Genomic DNA, 20028 nt, shown 5'->3' with positions numbered 1-20028 from the left:
AACGACACATAACGACAATCCGGGAAAGGCCCCATCATGTCGACGACTCCCTTCCATGACCGCGACGGCTGGATATGGATGGACGGCAAGCTGGTCGAGTGGCGTAGCGCCAACATCCACGTCCTGACTCACGGGCTACACTACGCCAGTTCTGTATTCGAAGGGGAGCGCGCTTACAACGGCCGCATCTTCAAGGGCACCGAGCATTCCAAGCGGTTGGAGTTCTCGGCCACCACCCTCGGCATGAAGCTGCCCTACAGCACCGCGGAACTCGACGCGGCCAAGCAGCTGACGCTGGAGAAGAACGGGCTGACCGACGCCTATCTGCGCCCGGTGGCGTGGCGCGGGTCGGAGATGATGGGCGTCTCGGCCCAGGCCAACACCATCCATGTCGCCATCGCGGTGTGGGAATGGCCCAGCTACTTCTCGGCCGAAGCCAAGATGAAGGGCATCCGGCTGACGCTGTCGGATTGGCGCCGCCCGTCGCCGGAATCGGCGCCGGTGCACGCCAAGGCGGCCGGGCTGTACATGATCTGCACCCTGGCCAAGCACAAGGCGGAGGCCGAGGGCTACCAGGACGCGCTGATGTACGACTACCGTGGCTACATCGCCGAGGCGACGGGCGCCAACGTGTTCATCGCCATCGACGGCAAGCTGCACACCCCGACCGCTGACTGCTTCCTCAACGGCATCACCCGGCAGACCGCGATCGAGCTGGCGCGCCGCAACGGCATCGAGGTGGTCGAGCGCCACATCAAGCCGGAGGAGCTGGCGAATGCGACCGAGGTGTTCCTGACCGGCACCGCCGCCGAGATCACACCGGTCGGCGAGATCGGGCAGCACCGTTTCGCCCCGGCGCAGATCTGCAAGACCGTGATGGACGCGTATTCCGACGAAGTGCGGAAGGCGCCGAAGGCTGTGGCGGCCTGATCTAAGGAGAAGAGGGGCGGCTGGCCGCGACGGTCAGCCGCCAGGCCGCCCAGGCGCCGAACACGGCCAGGGGCAAGGCGGTGACGAACACCCACAGCGCCGCCGCCCGGGCGGTTTCGACCGTGAGGCCCGCGCCGAAGCCGACCAGGTTGGCGGTGGCGCCGGCGATGGCCGCGCCCACCGCGCCGCCGGTCTGGCGCACCGCGATCAGGGCAGAGCTGCCGATCGCCCTGTCGTCATCGGCCAGGGTGCCGATCAGCCGCCGGTTCAGCAGGCTGGAGGAGAAGCCGAACCCCGCGCCCATCAGCAGCGACGCGGCGACGATCCAAGCCAGCGAGGCGTCGCGCATCACCAGCACCAGCAGCACCGCGCCGGCCAGGATGCAGACGGCGCCGCGCAGCAGCCAGCGCAGTTCCCCGGCGCCGGTGGCGCCGGCGACGACGAAGGCGGCGAGGGTCCAGGACAGCGCCATCCCCGCCACGACATAGCCGGCCCACAGCGGCGACAGGCCGTGCAGCGTCTGCAGGATGGCGGGGCCGTAGACGTTCAGCCCCATCGATGTCGCCATCAGGGCGAAAAGGGCGGCATAGGCGGTGCCGCAGACCGTGCGCAGATTGCCGGCCTGGCGCGGCAGCAGGCGCGTCGCGGCGCGCGCATCGATCCGCATCACCAGCACCAGGATGCCCAGGCCGGCGGCGACCAGCGCCAGGGCGGCGGCCGGGCTCGGGATGACATCCGCCATGGCGATGGCGCCGACGCCGAGCACCAGCCCGCCGATCTGCGGCCAGGGCACGCCCGGCTGGCCGCCGCTGCGGACCGTGCCCTTCAGCAGCCAGGGCGAGGCGGCGGCGAAGACCAGGGCCTGCGCCGTGAACAGCCAGAACACGGCGCGCCAGTCGCCGGCCTGGGCGAACAGGCCGCCGACCAGCGGCCCCAGGATGGTGGCGATGCCCCAGATGCCCGAGGCCACGGCGAACATCCGGGCCAGGTGGCGCTCGGGGAACAGCACGGCGATCGCGACCATCGAGAAGCCGGCCACCCAGCCGCTGCCGATGCCCTGCAGCAGCCGGCCGCCCAGGAACACGCCGATGGTTGGGGCGGCGGCGCTGAGCACGCAGCCGAGCGCGAAGGCCAGGCCGCCGATGGCCGAGGCCCAGCGCAGCCCGAACCGCTCCGCCAGCCGCCCGGCGCTGGCACCGGCCAGGATGGCGCCCATCAGGAAGCCGGCAGTGGCCCAGCTGAAATAGGCGTAGCCGCCGAGGTCGGCGCCGACGCTGGGCATGATGGTGGCGGTGACCAGGGAATCGGCCGCGTTCAGCCAGATGCCGAGGCAGACCATGGCGAATTGCGGCAGCCGTCCTTCGGCGAGCAGATCCGCCCAGCCAGCCGCCGGTTGTGCCGATGCCTGCACCATGCCGCGTTTCCCCCATCGTTGCCGTCGGGGCTACACCGCCGCCGGCACGGTGGGAAGCGCGGAGTCCGCAGGACTGCCGTCAGCAGGACTGCTGTCGGAAGGACGGCCGTCAGCGCCAGCGCGCCGCGGCGTCGTCGTCCTCGGCCTTGGCCTCGACCCAGCGCTCGCCCTCGGGCGTCTCCTCGCGCTTCCAGAACGGGGCCTTGGTCTTCAGCCAGTCCATCAGAAAGGCGCAGGCCTCGAAGGCGGCGCCACGATGGGCCGAGGCGACGCCGCAGAACATGATGCGGTCGCCCGGCAGCAGCCGGCCATGGCGGTGCAGGATGCGCACCTCCTGCAGCGGCCAGCGCGACCGGGCCTCGGCCTCGATCTCCTCCAGCTGGCGCTCGGTCATGCCGGGATAGTGCTCCAGCGTCATCGCCGTGACGGTGGCGCCGCCGGCGATGTCGCGCACCAGTCCGACGAAGCAGGCGACGCCGCCGACATCGGTGCGGCCGGCGGACAGTGCCGCCATCTCCACGCCGGGATCGAAATCGGCCTCCTGGACCAGGACGGTCATCTCAGCCCCCCGTGACCGGTGGGAACAGCCCGATCTCGTCGCTCAGCGCGATCGGGTCGGCCAGCCTGGCGAAGCGCTGGTTGACAGAGACCCGGACCACCGCCGGGTTGGCCAGCGCGTCGGCATAGCCGGGGCCGCGGCCCTTCAGCCAGTCCAGCAGCCCGGCGACGTCGCGCACCGTCTCCGGCGGCGACACCGTCTCTCCGGCCATGCCGATCTTGCTGCGGACCCAGGCGAAATACAGGAGCTTCATGGGGCGGATGACTCTGGACGGGGCATGGCGTCGGGACGGGTGAGCTTGCAGATAACGGCCACACAGGCCGCGAAACCGGTGATGATCCACAGGCTGAGGAAGAGCAGCCTTTCGAACAGATGGGCGTTCGACAGCGCAAGATCAAACTCGTACTGCCCGTCGGCCGCTGACGGGCCAAAGAACGGAAGGAAGGCAAACAGGGCGAGAACCAAAATGATGCCGGCCCAGACGCGCAATCCGGGCCGCTGGGCGCCCGGTGCGCTGCCGACGCGTGCAACCAGCGCCTTCAGGTAGCCGCGCCCGCGCCAGAGATCGGGCAGGGGAAGTAGCAGGCTGGCGTAGGCCAGGAACCATTGCATGGCATAGGCGTGGGCGATGATGGTGGCGCGCGCCGGCAGCCCTTCATCCTGCAGGCCGGTCTCGACCATCGAGACCGCCGGCACGAGTCGCTTCATCAGGCGTGTCAGCGGTGCCAACCAGTCCGCAAGGGCAAGCGCGGAGGGTGGATCCATGCCGCCGATCAGGGCCGTGTAGGCCACCAGCGCCGCGAAGCACGAGAGGGTCAGCAAACCGGCTCGCTTCACCTGCGGTGCCACGGGAATCCGCGGCAGCGGCCGGGGTGCGGGCGAAGGCTCCGGCGGGTGGGGCGGGAGCATTCCGGTCCATGCCGCTGAGTCCACCTCGAGCGGGCGCCCTTCCTGGCTCGGAGTCTCGGGGGACGAGTGCGAGCCCGTGTGCTTGATCATGGACGTTACAGCAGCGTGGCCATCGGGATGAAGGCCACCGCATCGCCCGGTGCCACGCGGGTCAGGTCTTCGCCCAGTTCGACCAGCCCTTCGGCCCCGGCCATCGAGGTCAGGTCGGCCGAGCCCTCGCCGCCGTGGCGGCGGGCGACGAGGGTGCCCGCCGGATCGGTTTCCAGCACCGCCCGGATGAATTCGCGCCGCTCCGGCTTCTTGCTGTGCGTGAAGCCGGCGGCGACGGCGAAGCGGCGCAGCGGCGGGATCTCGGCGCCGGCCAGGCGCAGCAGGATCGGCCGGGCCACCAGCAGGAAGGTGACCATCACCGCGACCGGGTTGCCGGGCAGGCCCAGCAGCGGCACGCCGCCGATCTGGCCCAGCGCCACCGGCCGGCCCGGCTTGATCGCCAGGCGCCAATGGTGCAGCCGGCCGCCGGCCGCCTCCAGCGCCGCCTTGACGTGGTCCTCGTCGCCGTCCGACACGCCGCCGGAGGTGACGATGGCATCGGCCGCGCCTGCCGCCGTGGCCAGCGCCGACTGGATGGCCGCCGCCCGGTCCGGCAGGATGCCGTGGTCGTCGACGCCGCACCCGAGGCGACGCAACAGGGCGGCGAGGACGAAGCGGTTGGCGTCGTAGATCTGGCCGTCGGCGATCGGCGTGCCGGGGTCGCGCACCTCGTCGCCAGTGGAGAACAGGGCGATGCGCAGCGGACGGCGCACGGGCAGGGCGACGCGGCCGAGCGAGGCGGCGAGGCCGATCTCCGCCGGCCCCAGCCGGCGGCCCGCGGTCAGCACCGTGTCGCCGGCGCGGATGTCCTCGCCCGCCTGCCTGACATTGGCACCGCGGGGCAGGCGGGGCGGGATGGTCACCGTGTCGCCGGCGACCGCGCAATCCTCCTGCATCACCACCGTGTCCGGCCCGGCGGGCATCGGCGCGCCGGTGAAGATGCGGATCGCCTCGCCGCGGCCGCCGGCGCGGCCGAGCGGATGACCCGCGGCAGCCCGGCCGGTCACCGTCAGCGTCACCGGGGCGTCGGGCCGCAGGTCGTCGAAATGCACCGCATAGCCGTCGACCGCGGCGTTGGCGTGCGGCGGCACCGACCGGCCGGCCACCAGGTCCTCGGCCAGGAACCGGCCTTCGGCCGTGGCCAGGGGCACGGTCTCGACGCCGGCGACCACGGCCAGCCGGGCCTGGAACTCGGCCAGGGCCTCCTCGATCGACAGCAGCCGGTCGCCGACGGCGAAGCAGTCGTCGGGCAACGAGGCGTCAGGCAGCCGGCCCATGGCTCAGGCCGCCTTGCGGCGCGCGAAGGCGACGACGAAATCCGCGATCGCCTCGATGTCGTCGATCGCCAGCCGCAGCCGGGCCGGATCGCTGATCGGGCGGTCGCTGGCCACGGCGATGATCGCTGAGTCCTCGGGATAGAGCGGCGGCTTGCCGGTCTCGGCCCGCCACACCTCCAGCTTGGCGTGCGGATCACGCTTGAAGCCCTCGACCAGCACCAGATCGACCGGCTCCAGCTTGGCCAGCAGCATGTCCAGCGACGGCTCCGCCGCGCCGCGATGCTCATGCATCAGGGCCCAGCGCCGGCTGGACGACACCAGCACCTCGGTCGCCCCGGCCTCGCGGTGCCGCCAGCTGTCCTTGCCCGGCTGGTCGACGTCGAATTCGTGATGGGCGTGCTTGATGGTGGAGACGCGCAGCCCGCGCCCGATCAGCACCGGGATCAGCTTCGCCAGAAGCGTGGTCTTGCCGCTGCCGCTCCAGCCGGCGATGCCCAGCACCTGCACGGTCCGCGTCCCTCAGCCGAAGGTGCCCGCGGCCTTTGCCGGCGGGGGGGCACGGGGATCGTCCTCGGTGATGGCCTGGCGCACGCCCTCGCGCAGATAGCTCCAGCCGGTCACCAGGGTCAGCACCGCGGCGATCCAGATCCCGGCGATGCCGATCTCGGTCACCGGCAGCCGGCCGTCGAAGGCGCGGGTCCCGGTCTCGCCGACGATCAGGAAGCCGATCGCCAGCATCTGGATCGCGGTCTTCCACTTCGCCAGCGAGGTCACCGGCAGGCCGCGGGAGTTCATGCCGGCCAGGAACTCGCGCAGGCCCGAGATCAGCACCTCGCGCAGCAGGATGATCACCGCCGGGAGGACCGACCAGCCCTGCAGCCGCCCGAAGGCGGCCAGCATGAACAGCACCGCGGTGACCAGCATCTTGTCGGCGATCGGGTCCAGCAGCCGGCCGATCATCGAGGTCGCGCCCCAGGCGCGCGCCAGCTTGCCGTCGAGATAGTCGGTGATCGCCGCCGCGGCATAGATCACCAGGCAGGTCCAGGAGGCCCAGGCGTCGGGCACGTAGAACAGCGCGATCAGCACGGGAATCGCCGCGATCCGCGAGTAGGTCAGGAGGTTCGGGAGGCTGGTGACCATGGCGACGACACTGACTTCAGGGGCAGGGAAACGCTAGCACATGGCGCCTCAGGCGTCGGGGTGGAAATGTTGGTAGATCAGGCGGGCGACGGTGCCGCTGATGCCTTCGACCGCCTCGAGGTCCTGCAGGCTGGCCCGGCTGACGGCGCGGGCGGACCCGAAATGCAGCAGCAGCGCCTTCTTCCGCCGCGGGCCGATGCCGCCGATCTCGTCGATCGGCGACCGGGCGATGTCGCCGGCGCGGCGGATGCGCTGGCCGCCGATGACGAAGCGGTGGGCCTCGTCGCGCATCCGCTGCAGGAAGTACAGCACCGGGTCCTTCGGCTCCAGGCTGAAGGGCGGCCGGTCGGGCATGAAGAAGCGTTCGCGCCCGGCGTCGCGGTCCGGCCCCTTGGCGATCGACACCAGCGGCACGTCGGTGATGCCGAGCTCGGCGAAGACCTCGCGGACGATGGTCAGCTGGCCCTGCCCGCCGTCGATCAGCACCAGGTCGGGCCAGCCCTCCTGCTCGCGGTCCGGGTCCTCCTTCAGGGCGCGGGCGAAGCGGCGGGTCAGCACCTCGCGCATCATCGCGTAGTCGTCGCCGGGGGTGACCGGGCCCTTGATGTTGAACTTGCGGTACTGCGCCTTGTTGAACCCGTCCGGCCCGGCCACGATCATGGCCCCCAGCGCGTTGGTGCCGCCCAGATGGCTGTTGTCGTAGACCTCGATCCGCCGCGGCGGCGCGTCCAGCCCGAACACCCGGGCCACGCCCTCCAGCAGCACCGCCTGGCTCGAGCTTTCGGCCATGCGCCGGCCCAGCGCCTCGCGCGCGTTGTTCAGCGCATGCTCGATCAGCCGGCGCTTGTCGCCGCGCTTCGGCACCGCGATCTCGACCTTGCGGTCGGCCTTCAGGGTCAGGGCTTCAGACAGCAGTTCGGTCTCCGCCACCTCGTCGCTGAGCAGAACCAAGGGCGGCGGCGGGTGGCTGTCGTAGAACTGGCTCAGGAAGGCAGCCAGGATCTCCGCCCGCTCCGCGGTCTTGTCATGGCTGGGGAAATAGGCGCGGGTGCCGTAGTTGCGGCCGCCGCGGAAGAAATAGACCTGGATGCAGCTGTGGCCGCCCGATTCGTGGATCGCCAGCGCGTCGGCGTCGCCGATGCCCTCGACATTGATGTCCTGGTGCGACTGGACATTGGTCAGGGCGCGGATGCGGTCGCGCCAGCGCGCCGCCTGCTCGAAGTCCAGCTGCTCGCTGGCCGCCATCATCTGCTCGGCGAAGCGGCCCTGCACCGCCTGGCTGCGGCCGCTGAGGAAGTCGACCGCGCTCGCCACCTGCTCGGCGTACTGCGCCTCGGTGACGTAGCCGACGCAAGGGGCGGTGCAGCGCTTGATCTGGTACTGCAGGCACGGCCGGCTGCGGGTGGAGAAGATCGAATCCGTGCAGTTGCGCAGCAGGAAGGCGCGCTGCAGCGCAGTGATGGTGCGGTTGACCGATCCGGCCGAGGCGAAGGGACCGAAGAACTGCCCGCTGGCACCGGTGGCGCCGCGATGCTTGGCGATGCGCGGGAATGCGTGGTCGCCCGAGATCATGATGTGCGGAAAGGTCTTGTCGTCCCGCATCACCACGTTGTAGCGGGGCTTCAGCCGCTTGATCAGGTTGGCTTCGAGCAGCAGCGCCTCGACCTCGGACCGGGTCACCACGAATTCCATGGTGATGGTCTCGGCGATCATGCGCAGCAGACGGGCGGGCTGCTTGCCGGTCTGGGTGTAGGCGAAGACGCGTTTCTTCAGGTTGCGCGCCTTGCCGACATAGAGGGCGTTGCCGGCGTCGTCGAGCATGCGGTAGACGCCCGGCGAACTCGGCAGGGTGCGGAGATGCGCCTGGATCACCGCCACGCCCTCGGCGACGTTGCGCACCCGCGCCTTCGCCCGGCCCGGGGGCTTCGGGTTGTCCGGCGGGGAACTGGGCGGGGCGTCCGTCAGAGTGTCGCTCATCCCCGCAATTTCGGACGGTCCGGCCCCGGCTTCAAGGCACATCGTCGGAGTGCCCATGAGTCGCTGTTCGCCGCGCCATGACGCTTCGATGATATCCACCGAATCTGTGGATAACATTGTGGGGAAGTGCCTGAGAAGGTCCCGTAACCGAGGCGCCGCCTAATTGTCATCATCGTTGCCCAAAAACTAGGCAAAAAATCTAAGCTTCTGAAAATACTGGATAAATTCCAAGTCAAGTTGAAACAGAAGCATCACACGATATGTCCGCGCTAGAAAATTGCCGCCATCTCCGATTCGTATTTCGCCTGTGCACAACTGCCGGTCGCAACGAAGCGGCGACGCCAGGAATGTCAACGCGGTAGCGGCTACCGCAGAGCCGTCCTGGTGCGGCGACCAAGCGCAGGGACGGGGATATCGCCCCCTGGCGCGCCGGGGTGCCAGGGTCAAGCATCATCGCTCCCAGGATTGAGACGATCTGCCCGGCCGCGATGGTGGTTGCGCCGCGCATCTCACCGGCCCGCATGCCTGGGCAGGACATCACGGTCCCTTGCGGCGGCGGCCGCCCTTCTTGGGCCGCTCGGTCGGCTTGGCGATCGACATCGGGATGCCCTCCAGCGCCGCGGCATGGCCGTGCGATCCGACCCGGGCATGGACGATCAGCCCGGCACCGCCCACATGTCTGGGGTCTCCCACCTGCCCCGGGCCGCCCAGTCCCATCTCGGCGGCCTCCAGCCGACGCAGCTCGTCGCGGATCCGCGCCGCCTCCTCGAATTCCAGATTGGCGGCGGCCTCGCGCATCCGCTTCTCCAGGTCGCCGATATGCTCCTTCAGCGACTTGCCGGTCAGGTGCTTGGCGCCGCTGTCGCCGGTCGAGACCGTGACCCGGTCGCCGCGCTCATAGACGCTGTCGAGGATGTCGCCGATCTGCTTCTTGATGCTCTCCGGCGTGATGCCGTTGGCGACGTTGTAGGCCTGCTGCTTCTCGCGCCGGCGATTGGTCTCCTCCAGCGCCGCGGTCATGCTGCCGGTCATGGTGTCGGCATACAGGATGGCGCGGCCCTCGATGTTGCGGGCCGCGCGGCCGATGGTCTGGATCAGCGAGGTGCGGCTGCGGAGGAAGCCTTCCTTGTCGGCGTCGAGGATGGCGACCAGCCCGACCTCGGGCAGGTCCAGCCCCTCGCGCAGCAGGTTGATGCCGACCAGCACGTCGAACACGCCGAGCCGGAGGTCGCGGATGATCTCGATCCGCTCCAGCGTCTCGACGTCGGAATGGAGGTAGCGGACCTTGATGCCGGCCTCGGTCATGTATTCGGTCAGCGCCTCGGCCATCTTCTTGGTCAGGGTGGTGACCAGGATGCGCATGCCGCGGGCGATGACCTCGCGGCATTCGGCCATGACGTCGTCGACCTGGCTCGCGATCGGGCGGACCAGCACGATCGGGTCGATCAGTCCGGTCGGGCGCACCACCTGCTCGGCGAAGACGCCGCCGGTCCGCTCCATCTCCCAGGGGCCGGGTGTGGCCGAGACGAACACGCTCTGCGGCCGCATCGCCTCCCACTCCTCGAACTTCAGCGGGCGGTTGTCGCGGCAGGAGGGCAGGCGGAAGCCGTATTCGGCCAGGATATCCTTGCGCGCCCGGTCGCCGCGGAACATGCCGCCGATCTGCGGCACCATCACATGGCTCTCGTCGACCACCAGCAGGGCGTCTTCGGGCAGGTATTCGAACAGGGTCGGCGGCGGCTCGCCGGGCGCCCGGCCGGTCAGGTAGCGGGAATAGTTCTCGATTCCGGCGCAGGCGCCGGTCGCCTCCATCATCTCGAGGTCGAACTGGGTGCGCTGCTCCAGCCGCTGCGCCTCCAAGAGCCGGCCGGTGGCGTTGTACTCCGCCAACCGCTCCTTCAGCTCCTCGCGGATGCCCTTGATCGCCTGCAGCAACGTCGGCTTGGGCGTGACGTAGTGGCTGTTGGCGTAGATGCGGACCATCTTCAGGGCCGCGAACTTCTCGCCGGTCAGCGGGTCGAACTCGTGGATCGAATCGATCTCATCGCCGAAGAAGGAGATGCGCCAGGCGCGGTCCTCCAGATGGGCCGGGAAGATCTCGACCGTGTCGCCGCGCACCCGGAAGGTGCCGCGGGCGAAGGCGGTGTCGTTGCGGCGGTACTGGATGTCGACCAAATGCTTCAGCAGGGCCTGGCGGTTCAGCCGCTGCCCGGTCTCCAGCGGGATCGTCATCTCGCTGTAGGATTCGACGTCGCCGATGCCGTAGATGCAGGAGACCGAGGCGACGATGATGCAGTCGTGCCGCTCGAGCAGGGCCCGGGTCGCCGCGTGGCGCATCCGATCGATCTGCTCGTTGATCTGGCTTTCCTTCTCGATATAGGTGTCGGTGCGGGCGACGTAGGCTTCCGGCTGGTAGTAGTCGTAGTAGCTGACGAAAAACTCGACCGCGTTCTCCGGGAAGAAGCTTTTGAACTCGCCGTACAGCTGGGCGGCCAGGGTCTTGTTCGGCGCCAGCACCAGGGTCGGGCGCTGCAGCTTCTGGATCACATGCGCCATGGTGAAGGTCTTGCCCGACCCGGTGACGCCGAGCAGCACCTGGTCGCGCTCGCCCTTCTCCAGCCCGGCCATCAGCTCGGCGATCGCCTCGGGCTGGTCGCCCGCCGGCGTGTAGTCCGACACGATCTTGAACGGGGTCGAGCGGTCCTTCTCCGGCAGGGCCGGGCGATGGATCACGACGGGGGAGGACGGGGCGGCGTCGGGGGCGGGGCGGGTGGCCGAGGTCATGGCATCAATATCGGCCCGGCAGGGGCGGAGGGGAAGGGGCAGCGGCGGCGCGGTCGAACATAGCTGACATAAGAACAGAGAGGGAACGAGGGGTCAAGCCGCCGCCGGCCGGCCGGCCCGGGCAACGGCCGCAAGGCCGGCGACCAGGGCCGCCACCATCACGCCGTGATAGACCAGATCGGCCTGCGTCTGCGGGCCGAAGCCGCGGAGAACGGCGAAGAGGCCGACCAGGGTGCCGAGCAGGGCGAAGGCCTGCACGGCGAGCCCGACCACCTGCGCCCGCGCCGGCCGGATCATGCTCAGCGCGAGCCCTGTCAGCAGGGCCGCGGCGATGACGGTCTCGGCGGTCGCCGCCGCCCCATGCGCATAGCCGGCCATGATCCAGCCACGATGCACCAGGGAGGCGAGGGTGAAGGCCAGCGCCTCGATGGCCAGCACCGGGCGCACAAGGCCGATGGCGCGGGAGCGGCCGTCGCTGACACGGAGCGCCGCCATTCAGGCCGCCGTCCGGATCGGCCAGCGCCGCCAGAGCTGGGCAACAGCGTTGTCAGCGGTCATGGGACGGGTCCTCCTCATCGGTTCGGGTGGCATTGGCGGCCAGCCGGGCGAGCACCTCGCGCAGCCGGTCCAGGTCGTCGGCGGCGATGCCGTCGCGCAGCCGGGCGTCATGCGCCTGCGCCGCCTGCCGCAGCTGGTGGAACAGAGCGACGCCTGCTTCGGTCAGGCTGGCCAGCTGGACCCGCCGGTTGTCGGGCAGGCGCTCGCGGCGCACCAGGCCACGCTGCTCCAACGCATCGAGATGATGGGTCAGGGTCGGGCCCTGCACCCCCACGCGCTCCGCCAGCTCGCCATGGCTCAGCCGGCCGTCGCGCATCAGCGACATCAGGATCAGCCAGGTCGGCAGAGAACCGCCGGCCGCGGTCAGTGCGTCGTCGAAGGCGCGGCTGACCGCCTTGGCGGTGCGGGCGAGCAGGAGCCCGATGGGCGGCTGGGATGGTCTCATGGGCAAACATATAGATATCGAATCATTCGATATCTATATGTTAGCGAATGCCTCGCCGCTGCACCGGATGCTCAGGCTCGGTGCATCAGATCCAGACGTCGTTCTGCGCCGTCCGCTCGCCGCCGGCCTGGCCGGTGTTCAGGGTGCCGCGCGGCTCGATCAGCAGCATCCGGACCTCTTTCTCGGCGAACGGCTTGTGCTCGACGCCCTTGGGCACCACCGCCATCTCGCCCGGGCGCACCGTGATCCATCCGTCCCGGAAGTCGATCCGCAGCTCGCCGTCGAGCACGATGAACGCCTCGTCTGTATCTGGATGGTCGTGCCAGAGGAAGTCGCCCTCGATCCGCACGATCTTGAACTGCATGTCGTTCAGCTCGGCGATGACCTTGGGCTGCCACTGTTCGGAGAAGAGGGAGAGCTTCTCGGTGAAGTTGATGGCGGTGCAGGGCTTGGCGGGATGGGATGGCATCGGGCAACTCCGTGTCTCGGGACCGGAGTTGTGGGCTGCAAGGGGGCCGGCGTCTTGTACCGGTCTGCTGTCAGGCGGCCAGACGGTGTCCCGGATCGGTCCACAGGGCGGTCAGGCCGGCTTCGACCGCGCCCGGCGCATCGGCCTGGCACAGCACTCGGCGGGCCTCACGGCGATCCTCCGCCGTGGCCGGCCAGGGCGCGGCCTCGATATAGGCGGCCAGGTGCTTGCGGAAGATGCGCAGCCCGTGGCCGTCGCCGTAGAAGGCCAGGGTCTCGCGCAGATGCTCCAGCGCGATGGCCAGCCGCTGGTCGCGGTCAGGCTCCCGGAATCCGTCACCGCCGTCGAGGGCAGCCTCGACCGCCGCGGCGATCCAGGGCTTGCCGGTGACGCCGCGGCCGATCATCACCCCGTCGGCGCCGGATCGCGCCAGAGCATCGCCGGCGGTGGCGCCGTCGACGATGTCGCCATTGACGATGACAGGGACCGACACCGCGTCTTTCACGTCGCGCACGGCGGCCCAGTCGGCCACGCCCTTGTAGAACTGGCAGCGGGTGCGGCCATGCACGGTGATGGCGCGGGCGCCGACCGCCTCGACCCGGCGGGCGAAGTCGGGCGCGTTGCGGCTGGCATCGTCCCAGCCCAGGCGCATCTTGACCGTGACCGGCACATCCACGGCGTTGGCGGCGGCCGCCACCAGGCGCTCGGCCAGGTCCGGGTCGCGCATCAGGGCGGAGCCGGACTGCACCCCGGTCACCTCGCGCGCCGGGCAGCCGAAATTGAGGTCGATAATCTCGGCCCCGGCGGCGGCGGCCAGGCGCGCGCCCTCGGCCATGGCGGCGACCTCATGGCCGACCAGCTGCACCACCATCAACGGCAGGCCGTCGCCCACCGCCGCGCGCCGCAGCACATCCGGCCGGCCACGGGCGAATTCGGCGCAGGCCACCATCTCGGTCGCGACATAGGCCGCGCTCAGCCGCGAGGCGGCGCGGCGGAACGGCAGGTCGGACACCCCGGTCATCGGGGCGATCCAGACCCGTCCGGGAACCGCGACGGAACCGATATCGAGCGTCTGTGCCATGGCGTTCTTCTAGGCGCACGGCGCCGCGCCGTAAACCGCGACGGCGAAAAGGCGAGGACCGGATGTCGATTCCGGCCTTCGCCGGACGACCACTCCCGTCCACAATCCAGCGAACCCGAGAGGAGACGGCGATGAAGTATCTCTGCCTGGTCTATATGGAGCAGCGGACCCTGGACGCGATGTCGCCCACGGAGTTCAACGCGCTGATCAGCGAATCCCTGGCCAATGACGAGGAGCTGCGCCGCCGCGGCCACTACGTCGCCGCCCAGGCGCTGCAGCCGACCAGCGCCGCCACCACCCTGCGGATCCGCGGCGGCCGGCTCTCCACCACGGACGGGCCCTTCGCCGAGACCAAGGAGCATCTCTCCGGCTTCATCATGATCGAGGCGCGGGACCTGAACCAGGCGCTGCAGCTCGCGGCCGGCATCCCGATGGTGCGGATGGGCAGCATCGAAGTCCGGCCGGTGCGGGAGTTCTGTGGCGACCGATGACCGTGAATCCCGCCCGGGCGATGCAGCAGACGATCGAGTCCGTCTACCGGACGGACTCGCGCCGGGTGCTGGCCACGCTGATCCGCCTGCTCGGCGACTTCACCCTGGCCGAGGAGGCGATGCACGAGGCCTTCCGCGCCGCAGCGGAGCAATGGCCGCGGACCGGCGTGCCCGCCAGCCCGCGGGCGTGGCTGGTCTCGGCCGGGCGGTTCAAGGCGATCGACGGGCTGCGCCGCCGCGCCCGCTTCGATGCGGCGCTGGCCGCGATGGCCGAACAGCTGGACGGCGAGGCGGCCGAGCCGGAGGAGCGGGAGGAGGGCGAGGTGGAGGACGACCGGCTGCGGCTGATCTTCACCTGCTGCCACCCCGCCTTGTCGCCGGACGCCCAGCTGGCGCTGACGCTGCGTGAGATGTGCGGCCTGACCACCGAGGAGATCGCGCGCGCCTTCCTGACCGCGCCGTCCACCATGGCCCAGCGCATCGTGCGGGCGAAGGCGAAGATCCGCGACGCCGGCATTCCCTACCAGGTGCCGCCGCCGGCCGAGCGGCCGGAGCGGTTGGACAGCGTGCTGCGCGTCATCTACCTCGTGTTCAACGAGGGATATCTGGCGTCATCCGGGCCGGCGCTGACGCGCGCCGACCTGTCGGGTGAGGCGATCCGCCTGGGCCGGTTGCTGGTCGAACTGCTACCGGCGGAGCCCGAGACGATCGGGCTGCTGGCCCTGATGCTGCTGCAGGAGTCGCGGCGGGCGGCGCGCAGCTCGCCCTCGGGCGACCTGGTGCTGCTGCCGGACCAGGACCGGTCGCTGTGGAACCGGGACCAGATCGCCGAGGGGGCGGCACTGGTGGTGCAGGCGCTGTCCTCCGGCCCGCCCGGGCCCTACGCGCTGCAGGCCGCGATCGCCGCGGTGCATGCCGACGCTCCCGAGGCCGCGGCCACGGATTGGGCCGAGATCGCCGGGCTGTACGACCTGCTGGCGGAGATCGAGCCATCGCCCGTGGTGGCGCTCAACCGCGCCGTGGCGGTGGCGATGCGCGACGGCCCGGCGGCGGGGCTCGTCCTGATCGACGCGATCCTGGCGAAGGGCGACCTCGCCGACTACCACCTGGCCCATGCAGCACGGGCCGATCTGTGCCGTCGGCTGGGGCGGACGGCCGAGGCGCGCATCGCCTACCGGCGCGCGCTCGACCTGGCGCTGCAGGAGCCGGAACGCCGGTTCCTGCAGCGCCGCCTGGATGAACTGCCGGACGAGCCCTGACCTTGCTCTTCCCGGAGAGAGATCACGAGACCGGTCGGCCCGGTGTCAGGGCGAAGTCGGGTCCGGCACCTTGATGGTGCCGTCGGCGATGGCGCGGCGGGCGGTCTCGACCGCGTCCTCCATCGACCGGGTCACCAGCGGCCGGTTGTTCTGGTCGATTGCCCAGCCGACGCCATGTTCGCGCACGCCCAGCGTCATCTCGCCCGGGGTCCAGGTGCCTGCCCGCATATCGTCGAGCGCCCGCAGCACCGCGATGTCGACGCGCTTCAGCATCGAGGTCAGGATCGTGCCGGGCACCACGCCGTTCTGGTTGCTGTCGACGCCGATCGCCAGCTTCTCGGCCGCCCGCGCCGCCTGGAACACGCCGAGATTGGCTTCGCCGGCGACGGCGAAGATCACGTCAGCGCCCCGGTCGATCTCGCCATGCGCGATCTCGGAGGCCCGGGTCTTGTCGTGGAAGGCGGTGGCGTCGGTGCCGATATAGTCGACCAGGGTGGCGATCTCGGGCCGGGTGGCCTTGGCGCCGGCGGCGAAGCCGTCGACGAATTTGTGCATCAGCGGAACGTCGATGGCGCCGACGAAGCCGATGGTGCCGGTCTTCGATGCCAGGGCCGCCAGCACGCCGACGAGATAGGCGCCCTCCTGCTCGCGGAACACGATCGAGCGGATGTTCGGCCCCTCCGCGACGCCGTCGACCAGGACGAAGCGCAGCTCGGGATTCGCCGCGGCGGCGGTCGCGACCGGGTCGGCGTAGTAGAAGCCGACGGCGATGATCAGGTTGGCGCCCTGCTGCACCATTCCGGCCACGGCCGGGCCGAACTCCTCGACCTGGTGGATCTCGGCTTCGAGGAAGGGCTCGCTGGTCTCGTTGCGGAAGAATTCGAGCGCGTGGAGGGCGCCCTCGTTGAAGCCGCCATCCCGCTTCTCGCCCAGCGCATAGACGATGCCCGGCTTCACCGGCGCCTCGCCCTCGGCGCTGCGGATCACGCCGTCCGGGTCGGCGGCCGCGGCCACGGAGAGGCCGGCGAGGGCAAGGCTGACGCTGGCGAGTAGGCGGCGTCGATCGAGGATCATTTCCGTCTCCGGACGGGCAGGGGCGGCATCGGGCTTGCCCTCAGGACTGGCAGTCTGCGGTTCCGGAGATGGACGCGTGAACGTTCGGTTACAAGAGCCCTTTCGGCAAGGGTCATGTGCCGGCGCGATGTGGATTTATCTGGAATAATCGAGCCGAATTCTTTGTGCCGCCGGGCGGCGTCTGCCTCACGCCGGCCGGTCCTTGAGCGCGACCAGGCTGATGCCGGCCGCTTCCAGCCGGTCGCGGATGCGGCGGGCGATGCCGACCGCGCCCGGCGTGTCGCCATGGACGCAGACGGTGTCGATCGGCACCGGGATGCGCTTGCCGTCGCGGCTGGTGATCGCCTGCTCCTCGACCATGCGCAGCACCCGCTCGGCCGCCAGGTCGGGGTCGTGGATCATCGATCCGGCGATCCTGCGCGGGGTCAGGGTGGCGTCGTCCTCGTAGGTGCGGTCGGCGAAGACCTCGCGCACCACCGGCAGGCCGAGCTCGACGGCCGCGCGCTCCAGCGCGGTGCCGGGAAGCACCATGTAGGCCAGCGCCGGGTCGATCGACCGGATCGCCCGGCCGATGGCCAGCGCCATGGCGTCGTCGACCATCGCCATGTTGCTCAGCGCGCCATGCGCCTTGACGTGGGTGACCCGGTGGCCGACGGCCTTGGCCATGCCTTGGATGGCGCCGATCTGGTAGACCGTCTGGGCCTCGATCTCCTCCGCCGTCTGGCCCTGGATCGCGCGCCGGCCGAAGCCGAAGATGTCCAGGAAGCCGGGATGGGCGCCGACGCCGATGCCCCGGTCGCGGGCCAGCACCAGGGTCCGCCGCATCACCGTCGGGTCGCCGGCATGGAAGCCGCAGGCGACATTGGCCGAGGTGACGATCTCCAGCATCGCCGCGTCGTCGCCCATCTCCCAGGCGCCGAAGCCTTCGCCCATGTCGCAGTTCAGATCGACGCTCGCCATCATATGAATCCCGAAACGGCCATCGCGGTGGTGCCTCTCCCCTATATGAACTTCGGCGGCGGCGGCGGCAATCGGTGGACGCGCCGTCGCCCTCTGGCCTCGGATCGTGGTATTCAGGTCCAGCACGACCCACAAAGGGGGACGCCCGATATGGCGGCTGGGACGAGCGCGAAACGGATTTTCGAACTGATTCTGATCAAGCCGTCGCATTACGACGATGACGGTTATGTCATCCAGTGGCTGCGGTCGGCGATTCCGTCGAACACGCTGGCGGTGCTGTACGGCCTCGCCCGCGACTGCGCCGAGCGCCACATCCTCGGCCCCGATGTCGAGATCGCGATCACCGCGATCGACGAGACCAACACCCGGGTCCGGCCCCAGGCCATCATCCGCCGCATCCGGCGCGCCGGGGCCGGGATGGTGGCGCTGGTCGGGGTCCAGTCGAACCAGTTTCCCCGGGCCGTCGACATCGCCCGGCCGCTGCGGGATGCGGGTCTCCAGGTCGGCATCGGCGGCTTCCACGTCTCCGGCACCATCGCCATGCTGCCCGGGCTGCAGCCGGAGGTGGCGGCCGCCCAGGCGATGGGCATCTCGCTGTTCGCCGGCGAGGCCGAGGGGCGGCTCGATGCGGTGCTGATCGACGCCTTCGCCGGTCGGCTGCAGCCGCTCTACAACTTCATGGACGACCTGCCGAACATCGAAGGCGTGCCGATGCCGGTGCTGCCGATCGCGCGGGTGCGTCGCACCGCGGGCCGGCATGCCAGCTTCGACGCCGGTCGCGGCTGCCCGTTCCAATGCTCCTTCTGCACCATCATCAACGTGCAGGGCCGCAAGTCGCGCCGTCGGTCGCCCGACGATGTCGAACAGATCATCCGCGAGAATGTGCGGAACGGCATCAGCCGTTTCTTCATCACCGACGACAACTTCGCCCGCAACAAGGATTGGGAGCCGATCTTCGACCGGCTGATCGAGCTGCGGGAGCGGGAGAAGCTGTCGTTCCGCATGATCATCCAGGTCGACACCATGTGCCATCGCATCCCGCACTTCATCGAGAAGGCGGGGCGGGCCGGGGTGACGCGGGTGTTCATCGGGCTGGAGAACATCAACCCGGACAGCCTGGTCGGCGCCAAGAAGCGGCAGAACAAGATCACCGAATACCGCAAGATGCTGCTGGCCTGGAAGTCGATCGGGGCGATGACCTATGCCGGCTACATCCTGGGCTTCCCGACCGACACGGCGGAGACCATCGTCCGCGACATCGGCATCATCCAGCGTGAGCTGCCGGTCGACCTGCTGGAATTCTTCTTCCTGACGCCGCTGCCGGGGTCGGAGGACCACAAGAACCTGTTCCAGTCCGGCATCGCCATGGATGCCGACATGAACCGCTACGACCTGAACCACACCACCACCGGCCATCCGCTGATGCCGCGGGCGGAGTGGGAACGGGTCTACCAGCTGGCCTGGGACACCTACTACTCGCCGGCGCATATGGAGACGGTGATGCGCCGGGCGGCGGCGACCGGCATCAGCGTCGGCAAGATCCTGTTCCTGCTGCTGTGGTTCTACAGCTGCATCTCGGTCGAGAAGCTGCATCCGCTGGAAGGCGGCTATCTCCGCCGCAAGGCACGCACCGACCGCCGCCCCGGCCTGCCGCGCGAGGCGGCCATCCCGTTCTATCTCGGCTATGCCGGCGAGACCGTGGCCAAGCATTGGGCGCTGCTGCGGCTGTGGTGGCGCTTCAACCGGATCCGGCGGCAGATCAAGGCCGACCCGAACCGCAAGGCCTATCACGACCTGGCTTTGACGCCGGTGACCGAGGATGAGCTCGACACGCTGGAGATGTTCTCGGTGACCCAGGGCGCCAAGGCGGCGGCTGCCCGGGCGCACACGAGGCCGGCGCCGCAGCCGCAGGACGCGCTGGTCTGACCCCGAACGGGGCCGGATGGTGCACCCGGCCCCGTTCGGCTATGCCGCTGTCTCGTCATGATGAGTCTGCGGAGTCTTCCGATGTCCTCCCGTGAAACCCTGCCGGCCTCGGCGCTGGTTCCGTTCCGGCTCCACGGGGCGTCGCTGGCGACCAAGGCCGTGCTGGTCGCCGTCGGCACGCTGGTGCTGACCGCGTCGTCCTGGATCGAGATCCCGATGATCCCGGTGCCGATGAACATGCAGACCTTCGCGGTGCTGCTGGTCGGCACCCTGTGCGGTTGGCGCCTGGGCGCCGCCACCGTCCTTGCCTGGCTGGCCGAAGCGGCGATCGGCCTGCCGGTGCTGTCGGGCGGCGCCGGCGGCGCGGTGCATTTCGTCGGCCCGACCGCCGGCTATCTCTTCGCCTTTCCGATCGCGGCCGGCCTCATCGGCTGGCTGTCCGAACGCGGCTGGACCAGCGATGTCCTGCGGTCGACCGCCACGCTGCTGTTCGGCCATGCGCTGATCCTGGCCCTGGGCGCGACCTGGCTGACGGCGCTGTTCGGCTCCGACGTGGCGTTGGACTCCGGCGTTACGCCGTTCCTGTTCGGCACGGCCCTGAAGACCGCGCTGGGCGTCGCCACCCTCGCCGCCATCCACCGCCGCGCGGGGCGGCAGGGCTGATCCATCCCAGGCTGGGTTCGCT

Annotated in this window: 20 protein-coding genes; 5 read left to right on the top strand and 15 right to left on the bottom strand. The window is 69.9% G+C overall.

Features of this window, described 5'->3' with window-relative positions:
- The first annotated feature begins 36 nt into the window (after positions 1-36).
- The gene (locus E9232_RS06055; RefSeq protein ID WP_309792726.1) at positions 37-930 is read left to right on the top strand and encodes a branched-chain amino acid aminotransferase; all 894 of its coding nucleotides are present in this window, start codon (positions 37-39) and stop codon (positions 928-930) included.
- Position 931: 1 nt separating this feature from the next.
- On the opposite strand, the gene E9232_RS06050 is transcribed toward E9232_RS06055, so the two are convergent.
- From E9232_RS06050 to dusB, 13 genes are all read right to left on the bottom strand, one after another.
- Positions 932-2344 (bottom strand): MFS transporter, encoded by a 1413-nt coding sequence (locus E9232_RS06050; RefSeq protein ID WP_309792725.1) that lies wholly within the window; start codon positions 2342-2344, stop codon positions 932-934.
- A 109-nt stretch (positions 2345-2453) separates the two neighbouring features.
- Positions 2454-2903: a molybdopterin synthase catalytic subunit MoaE gene (moaE, locus tag E9232_RS06045; RefSeq protein ID WP_309792723.1), complete on the bottom strand. Its 450-nt coding sequence runs from the start codon at positions 2901-2903 to the stop codon at positions 2454-2456.
- Between the two features lies 1 nt (position 2904).
- The gene (locus E9232_RS06040) at positions 2905-3156 is read right to left on the bottom strand and encodes a MoaD/ThiS family protein (protein WP_309792722.1); all 252 of its coding nucleotides are present in this window, start codon (positions 3154-3156) and stop codon (positions 2905-2907) included.
- Positions 3153-3752: a hypothetical protein gene (locus E9232_RS06035; protein ID WP_309792720.1), complete on the bottom strand. Its 600-nt coding sequence runs from the start codon at positions 3750-3752 to the stop codon at positions 3153-3155. The genes E9232_RS06040 and E9232_RS06035 overlap by 4 nt, the downstream gene beginning before the upstream one ends.
- A gap of 155 nt (positions 3753-3907) precedes the next feature.
- Positions 3908-5179 carry a molybdopterin molybdotransferase MoeA gene (locus tag E9232_RS06030; protein WP_309792719.1) on the bottom strand — a complete coding sequence of 424 codons (1272 nt, stop codon included), beginning with the start codon at positions 5177-5179 and terminating at the stop codon, positions 3908-3910.
- A 3-nt stretch (positions 5180-5182) separates the two neighbouring features.
- Positions 5183-5686 (bottom strand): molybdopterin-guanine dinucleotide biosynthesis protein B, encoded by a 504-nt coding sequence (gene mobB / locus E9232_RS06025; protein WP_309792718.1) that lies wholly within the window; start codon positions 5684-5686, stop codon positions 5183-5185.
- Positions 5687-5698: 12 nt separating this feature from the next.
- Positions 5699-6319: a CDP-diacylglycerol--glycerol-3-phosphate 3-phosphatidyltransferase gene (gene pgsA, locus E9232_RS06020; RefSeq protein ID WP_309792717.1), complete on the bottom strand. Its 621-nt coding sequence runs from the start codon at positions 6317-6319 to the stop codon at positions 5699-5701.
- Positions 6320-6367: 48 nt separating this feature from the next.
- Positions 6368-8284, bottom strand: a complete 1917-nt coding sequence (gene uvrC, locus E9232_RS06015; protein WP_374710604.1) for an excinuclease ABC subunit UvrC — start codon at positions 8282-8284, stop codon at positions 6368-6370.
- Positions 8285-8833: 549 nt separating this feature from the next.
- On the bottom strand, positions 8834-11080 hold the full coding sequence (gene uvrB, locus E9232_RS06010) for an excinuclease ABC subunit UvrB (protein WP_309792713.1): 2247 nt from the start codon (positions 11078-11080) through the stop codon (positions 8834-8836).
- Positions 11081-11173: 93 nt separating this feature from the next.
- A complete protein-coding gene (locus E9232_RS06005; RefSeq protein WP_309792712.1) occupies positions 11174-11575 on the bottom strand; it encodes a hypothetical protein in 402 nt (133 codons plus the stop codon).
- 52 nt (positions 11576-11627) lie between these two features.
- Complete coding sequence (locus E9232_RS06000) at positions 11628-12083, bottom strand: MarR family winged helix-turn-helix transcriptional regulator (RefSeq protein ID WP_309792710.1); 456 nt, start codon at positions 12081-12083, stop codon at positions 11628-11630.
- Between the two features lie 85 nt (positions 12084-12168).
- Positions 12169-12552 carry a cupin domain-containing protein gene (locus tag E9232_RS05995; RefSeq protein WP_309792709.1) on the bottom strand — a complete coding sequence of 128 codons (384 nt, stop codon included), beginning with the start codon at positions 12550-12552 and terminating at the stop codon, positions 12169-12171.
- A 70-nt stretch (positions 12553-12622) separates the two neighbouring features.
- Positions 12623-13633, bottom strand: a complete 1011-nt coding sequence (gene dusB / locus E9232_RS05990; protein ID WP_309792708.1) for a tRNA dihydrouridine synthase DusB — start codon at positions 13631-13633, stop codon at positions 12623-12625.
- A gap of 131 nt (positions 13634-13764) precedes the next feature.
- On the opposite strand from dusB, the gene E9232_RS05985 reads away from it, so the two are divergent.
- Positions 13765-14124 (top strand): YciI family protein, encoded by a 360-nt coding sequence (locus E9232_RS05985; protein ID WP_309792707.1) that lies wholly within the window; start codon positions 13765-13767, stop codon positions 14122-14124.
- A complete protein-coding gene (locus E9232_RS05980) occupies positions 14121-15383 on the top strand; it encodes an RNA polymerase sigma factor (RefSeq protein WP_309792706.1) in 1263 nt (420 codons plus the stop codon). The genes E9232_RS05985 and E9232_RS05980 overlap by 4 nt, the downstream gene beginning before the upstream one ends.
- Before the next feature lie 45 nt (positions 15384-15428).
- Here E9232_RS05980 and E9232_RS05975 read toward each other — a convergent pair whose 3' ends face one another.
- Positions 15429-16457, bottom strand: coding sequence for a BMP family lipoprotein (locus E9232_RS05975; RefSeq protein ID WP_309792705.1), 1029 nt, complete (start codon positions 16455-16457; stop codon positions 15429-15431).
- A 186-nt stretch (positions 16458-16643) separates the two neighbouring features.
- On the bottom strand, positions 16644-17417 hold the full coding sequence (locus E9232_RS05970) for a LamB/YcsF family protein (protein WP_445351980.1): 774 nt from the start codon (positions 17415-17417) through the stop codon (positions 16644-16646).
- Positions 17418-17567: 150 nt separating this feature from the next.
- Between E9232_RS05970 and E9232_RS05965 the strand changes: the two genes are divergently transcribed.
- Entirely contained in the window at positions 17568-19343 is a 1776-nt protein-coding gene (locus E9232_RS05965) for a B12-binding domain-containing radical SAM protein (protein WP_309792703.1), read from the top strand.
- An 81-nt stretch (positions 19344-19424) separates the two neighbouring features.
- Entirely contained in the window at positions 19425-20006 is a 582-nt protein-coding gene (locus E9232_RS05960) for a biotin transporter BioY (RefSeq protein ID WP_309792701.1), read from the top strand.
- Positions 20007-20028 lie beyond the last annotated feature (22 nt).

The sequence above is a fragment of the Inquilinus ginsengisoli genome, from assembly GCF_031453975.1.
Lineage (GTDB): Bacteria > Pseudomonadota > Alphaproteobacteria > DSM-16000 > Inquilinaceae > Inquilinus > Inquilinus ginsengisoli_A.
This window is presented reverse-complemented; position numbering and strand designations above follow the sequence as displayed.

Coding starts and splice junctions, on each gene's coding strand:
- E9232_RS05980 (WP_309792706.1), top strand. CDS start 14,121: ATGACCGTGAATCCCGCCCGGGCGATGCAGCAGACGATCGAGTCCGTC.
- pgsA (WP_309792717.1), bottom strand. CDS start 6,319: ATGGTCACCAGCCTCCCGAACCTCCTGACCTACTCGCGGATCGCGGCG.
- uvrB (WP_309792713.1), bottom strand. CDS start 11,080: ATGACCTCGGCCACCCGCCCCGCCCCCGACGCCGCCCCGTCCTCCCCC.
- E9232_RS06040 (WP_309792722.1), bottom strand. CDS start 3,156: ATGAAGCTCCTGTATTTCGCCTGGGTCCGCAGCAAGATCGGCATGGCC.
- E9232_RS06030 (WP_309792719.1), bottom strand. CDS start 5,179: ATGGGCCGGCTGCCTGACGCCTCGTTGCCCGACGACTGCTTCGCCGTC.
- E9232_RS05975 (WP_309792705.1), bottom strand. CDS start 16,457: ATGATCCTCGATCGACGCCGCCTACTCGCCAGCGTCAGCCTTGCCCTC.
- E9232_RS06000 (WP_309792710.1), bottom strand. CDS start 12,083: ATGAGACCATCCCAGCCGCCCATCGGGCTCCTGCTCGCCCGCACCGCC.
- E9232_RS05995 (WP_309792709.1), bottom strand. CDS start 12,552: ATGCCATCCCATCCCGCCAAGCCCTGCACCGCCATCAACTTCACCGAG.
- E9232_RS06055 (WP_309792726.1), top strand. CDS start 37: ATGTCGACGACTCCCTTCCATGACCGCGACGGCTGGATATGGATGGAC.
- moaE (WP_309792723.1), bottom strand. CDS start 2,903: ATGACCGTCCTGGTCCAGGAGGCCGATTTCGATCCCGGCGTGGAGATG.
- E9232_RS05970 (WP_445351980.1), bottom strand. CDS start 17,417: ATGGCGAGCGTCGATCTGAACTGCGACATGGGCGAAGGCTTCGGCGCC.
- E9232_RS05965 (WP_309792703.1), top strand. CDS start 17,568: ATGGCGGCTGGGACGAGCGCGAAACGGATTTTCGAACTGATTCTGATC.
- E9232_RS06050 (WP_309792725.1), bottom strand. CDS start 2,344: ATGGTGCAGGCATCGGCACAACCGGCGGCTGGCTGGGCGGATCTGCTC.
- E9232_RS05985 (WP_309792707.1), top strand. CDS start 13,765: ATGAAGTATCTCTGCCTGGTCTATATGGAGCAGCGGACCCTGGACGCG.
- dusB (WP_309792708.1), bottom strand. CDS start 13,633: ATGGCACAGACGCTCGATATCGGTTCCGTCGCGGTTCCCGGACGGGTC.
- E9232_RS06005 (WP_309792712.1), bottom strand. CDS start 11,575: ATGGCGGCGCTCCGTGTCAGCGACGGCCGCTCCCGCGCCATCGGCCTT.
- E9232_RS05960 (WP_309792701.1), top strand. CDS start 19,425: ATGTCCTCCCGTGAAACCCTGCCGGCCTCGGCGCTGGTTCCGTTCCGG.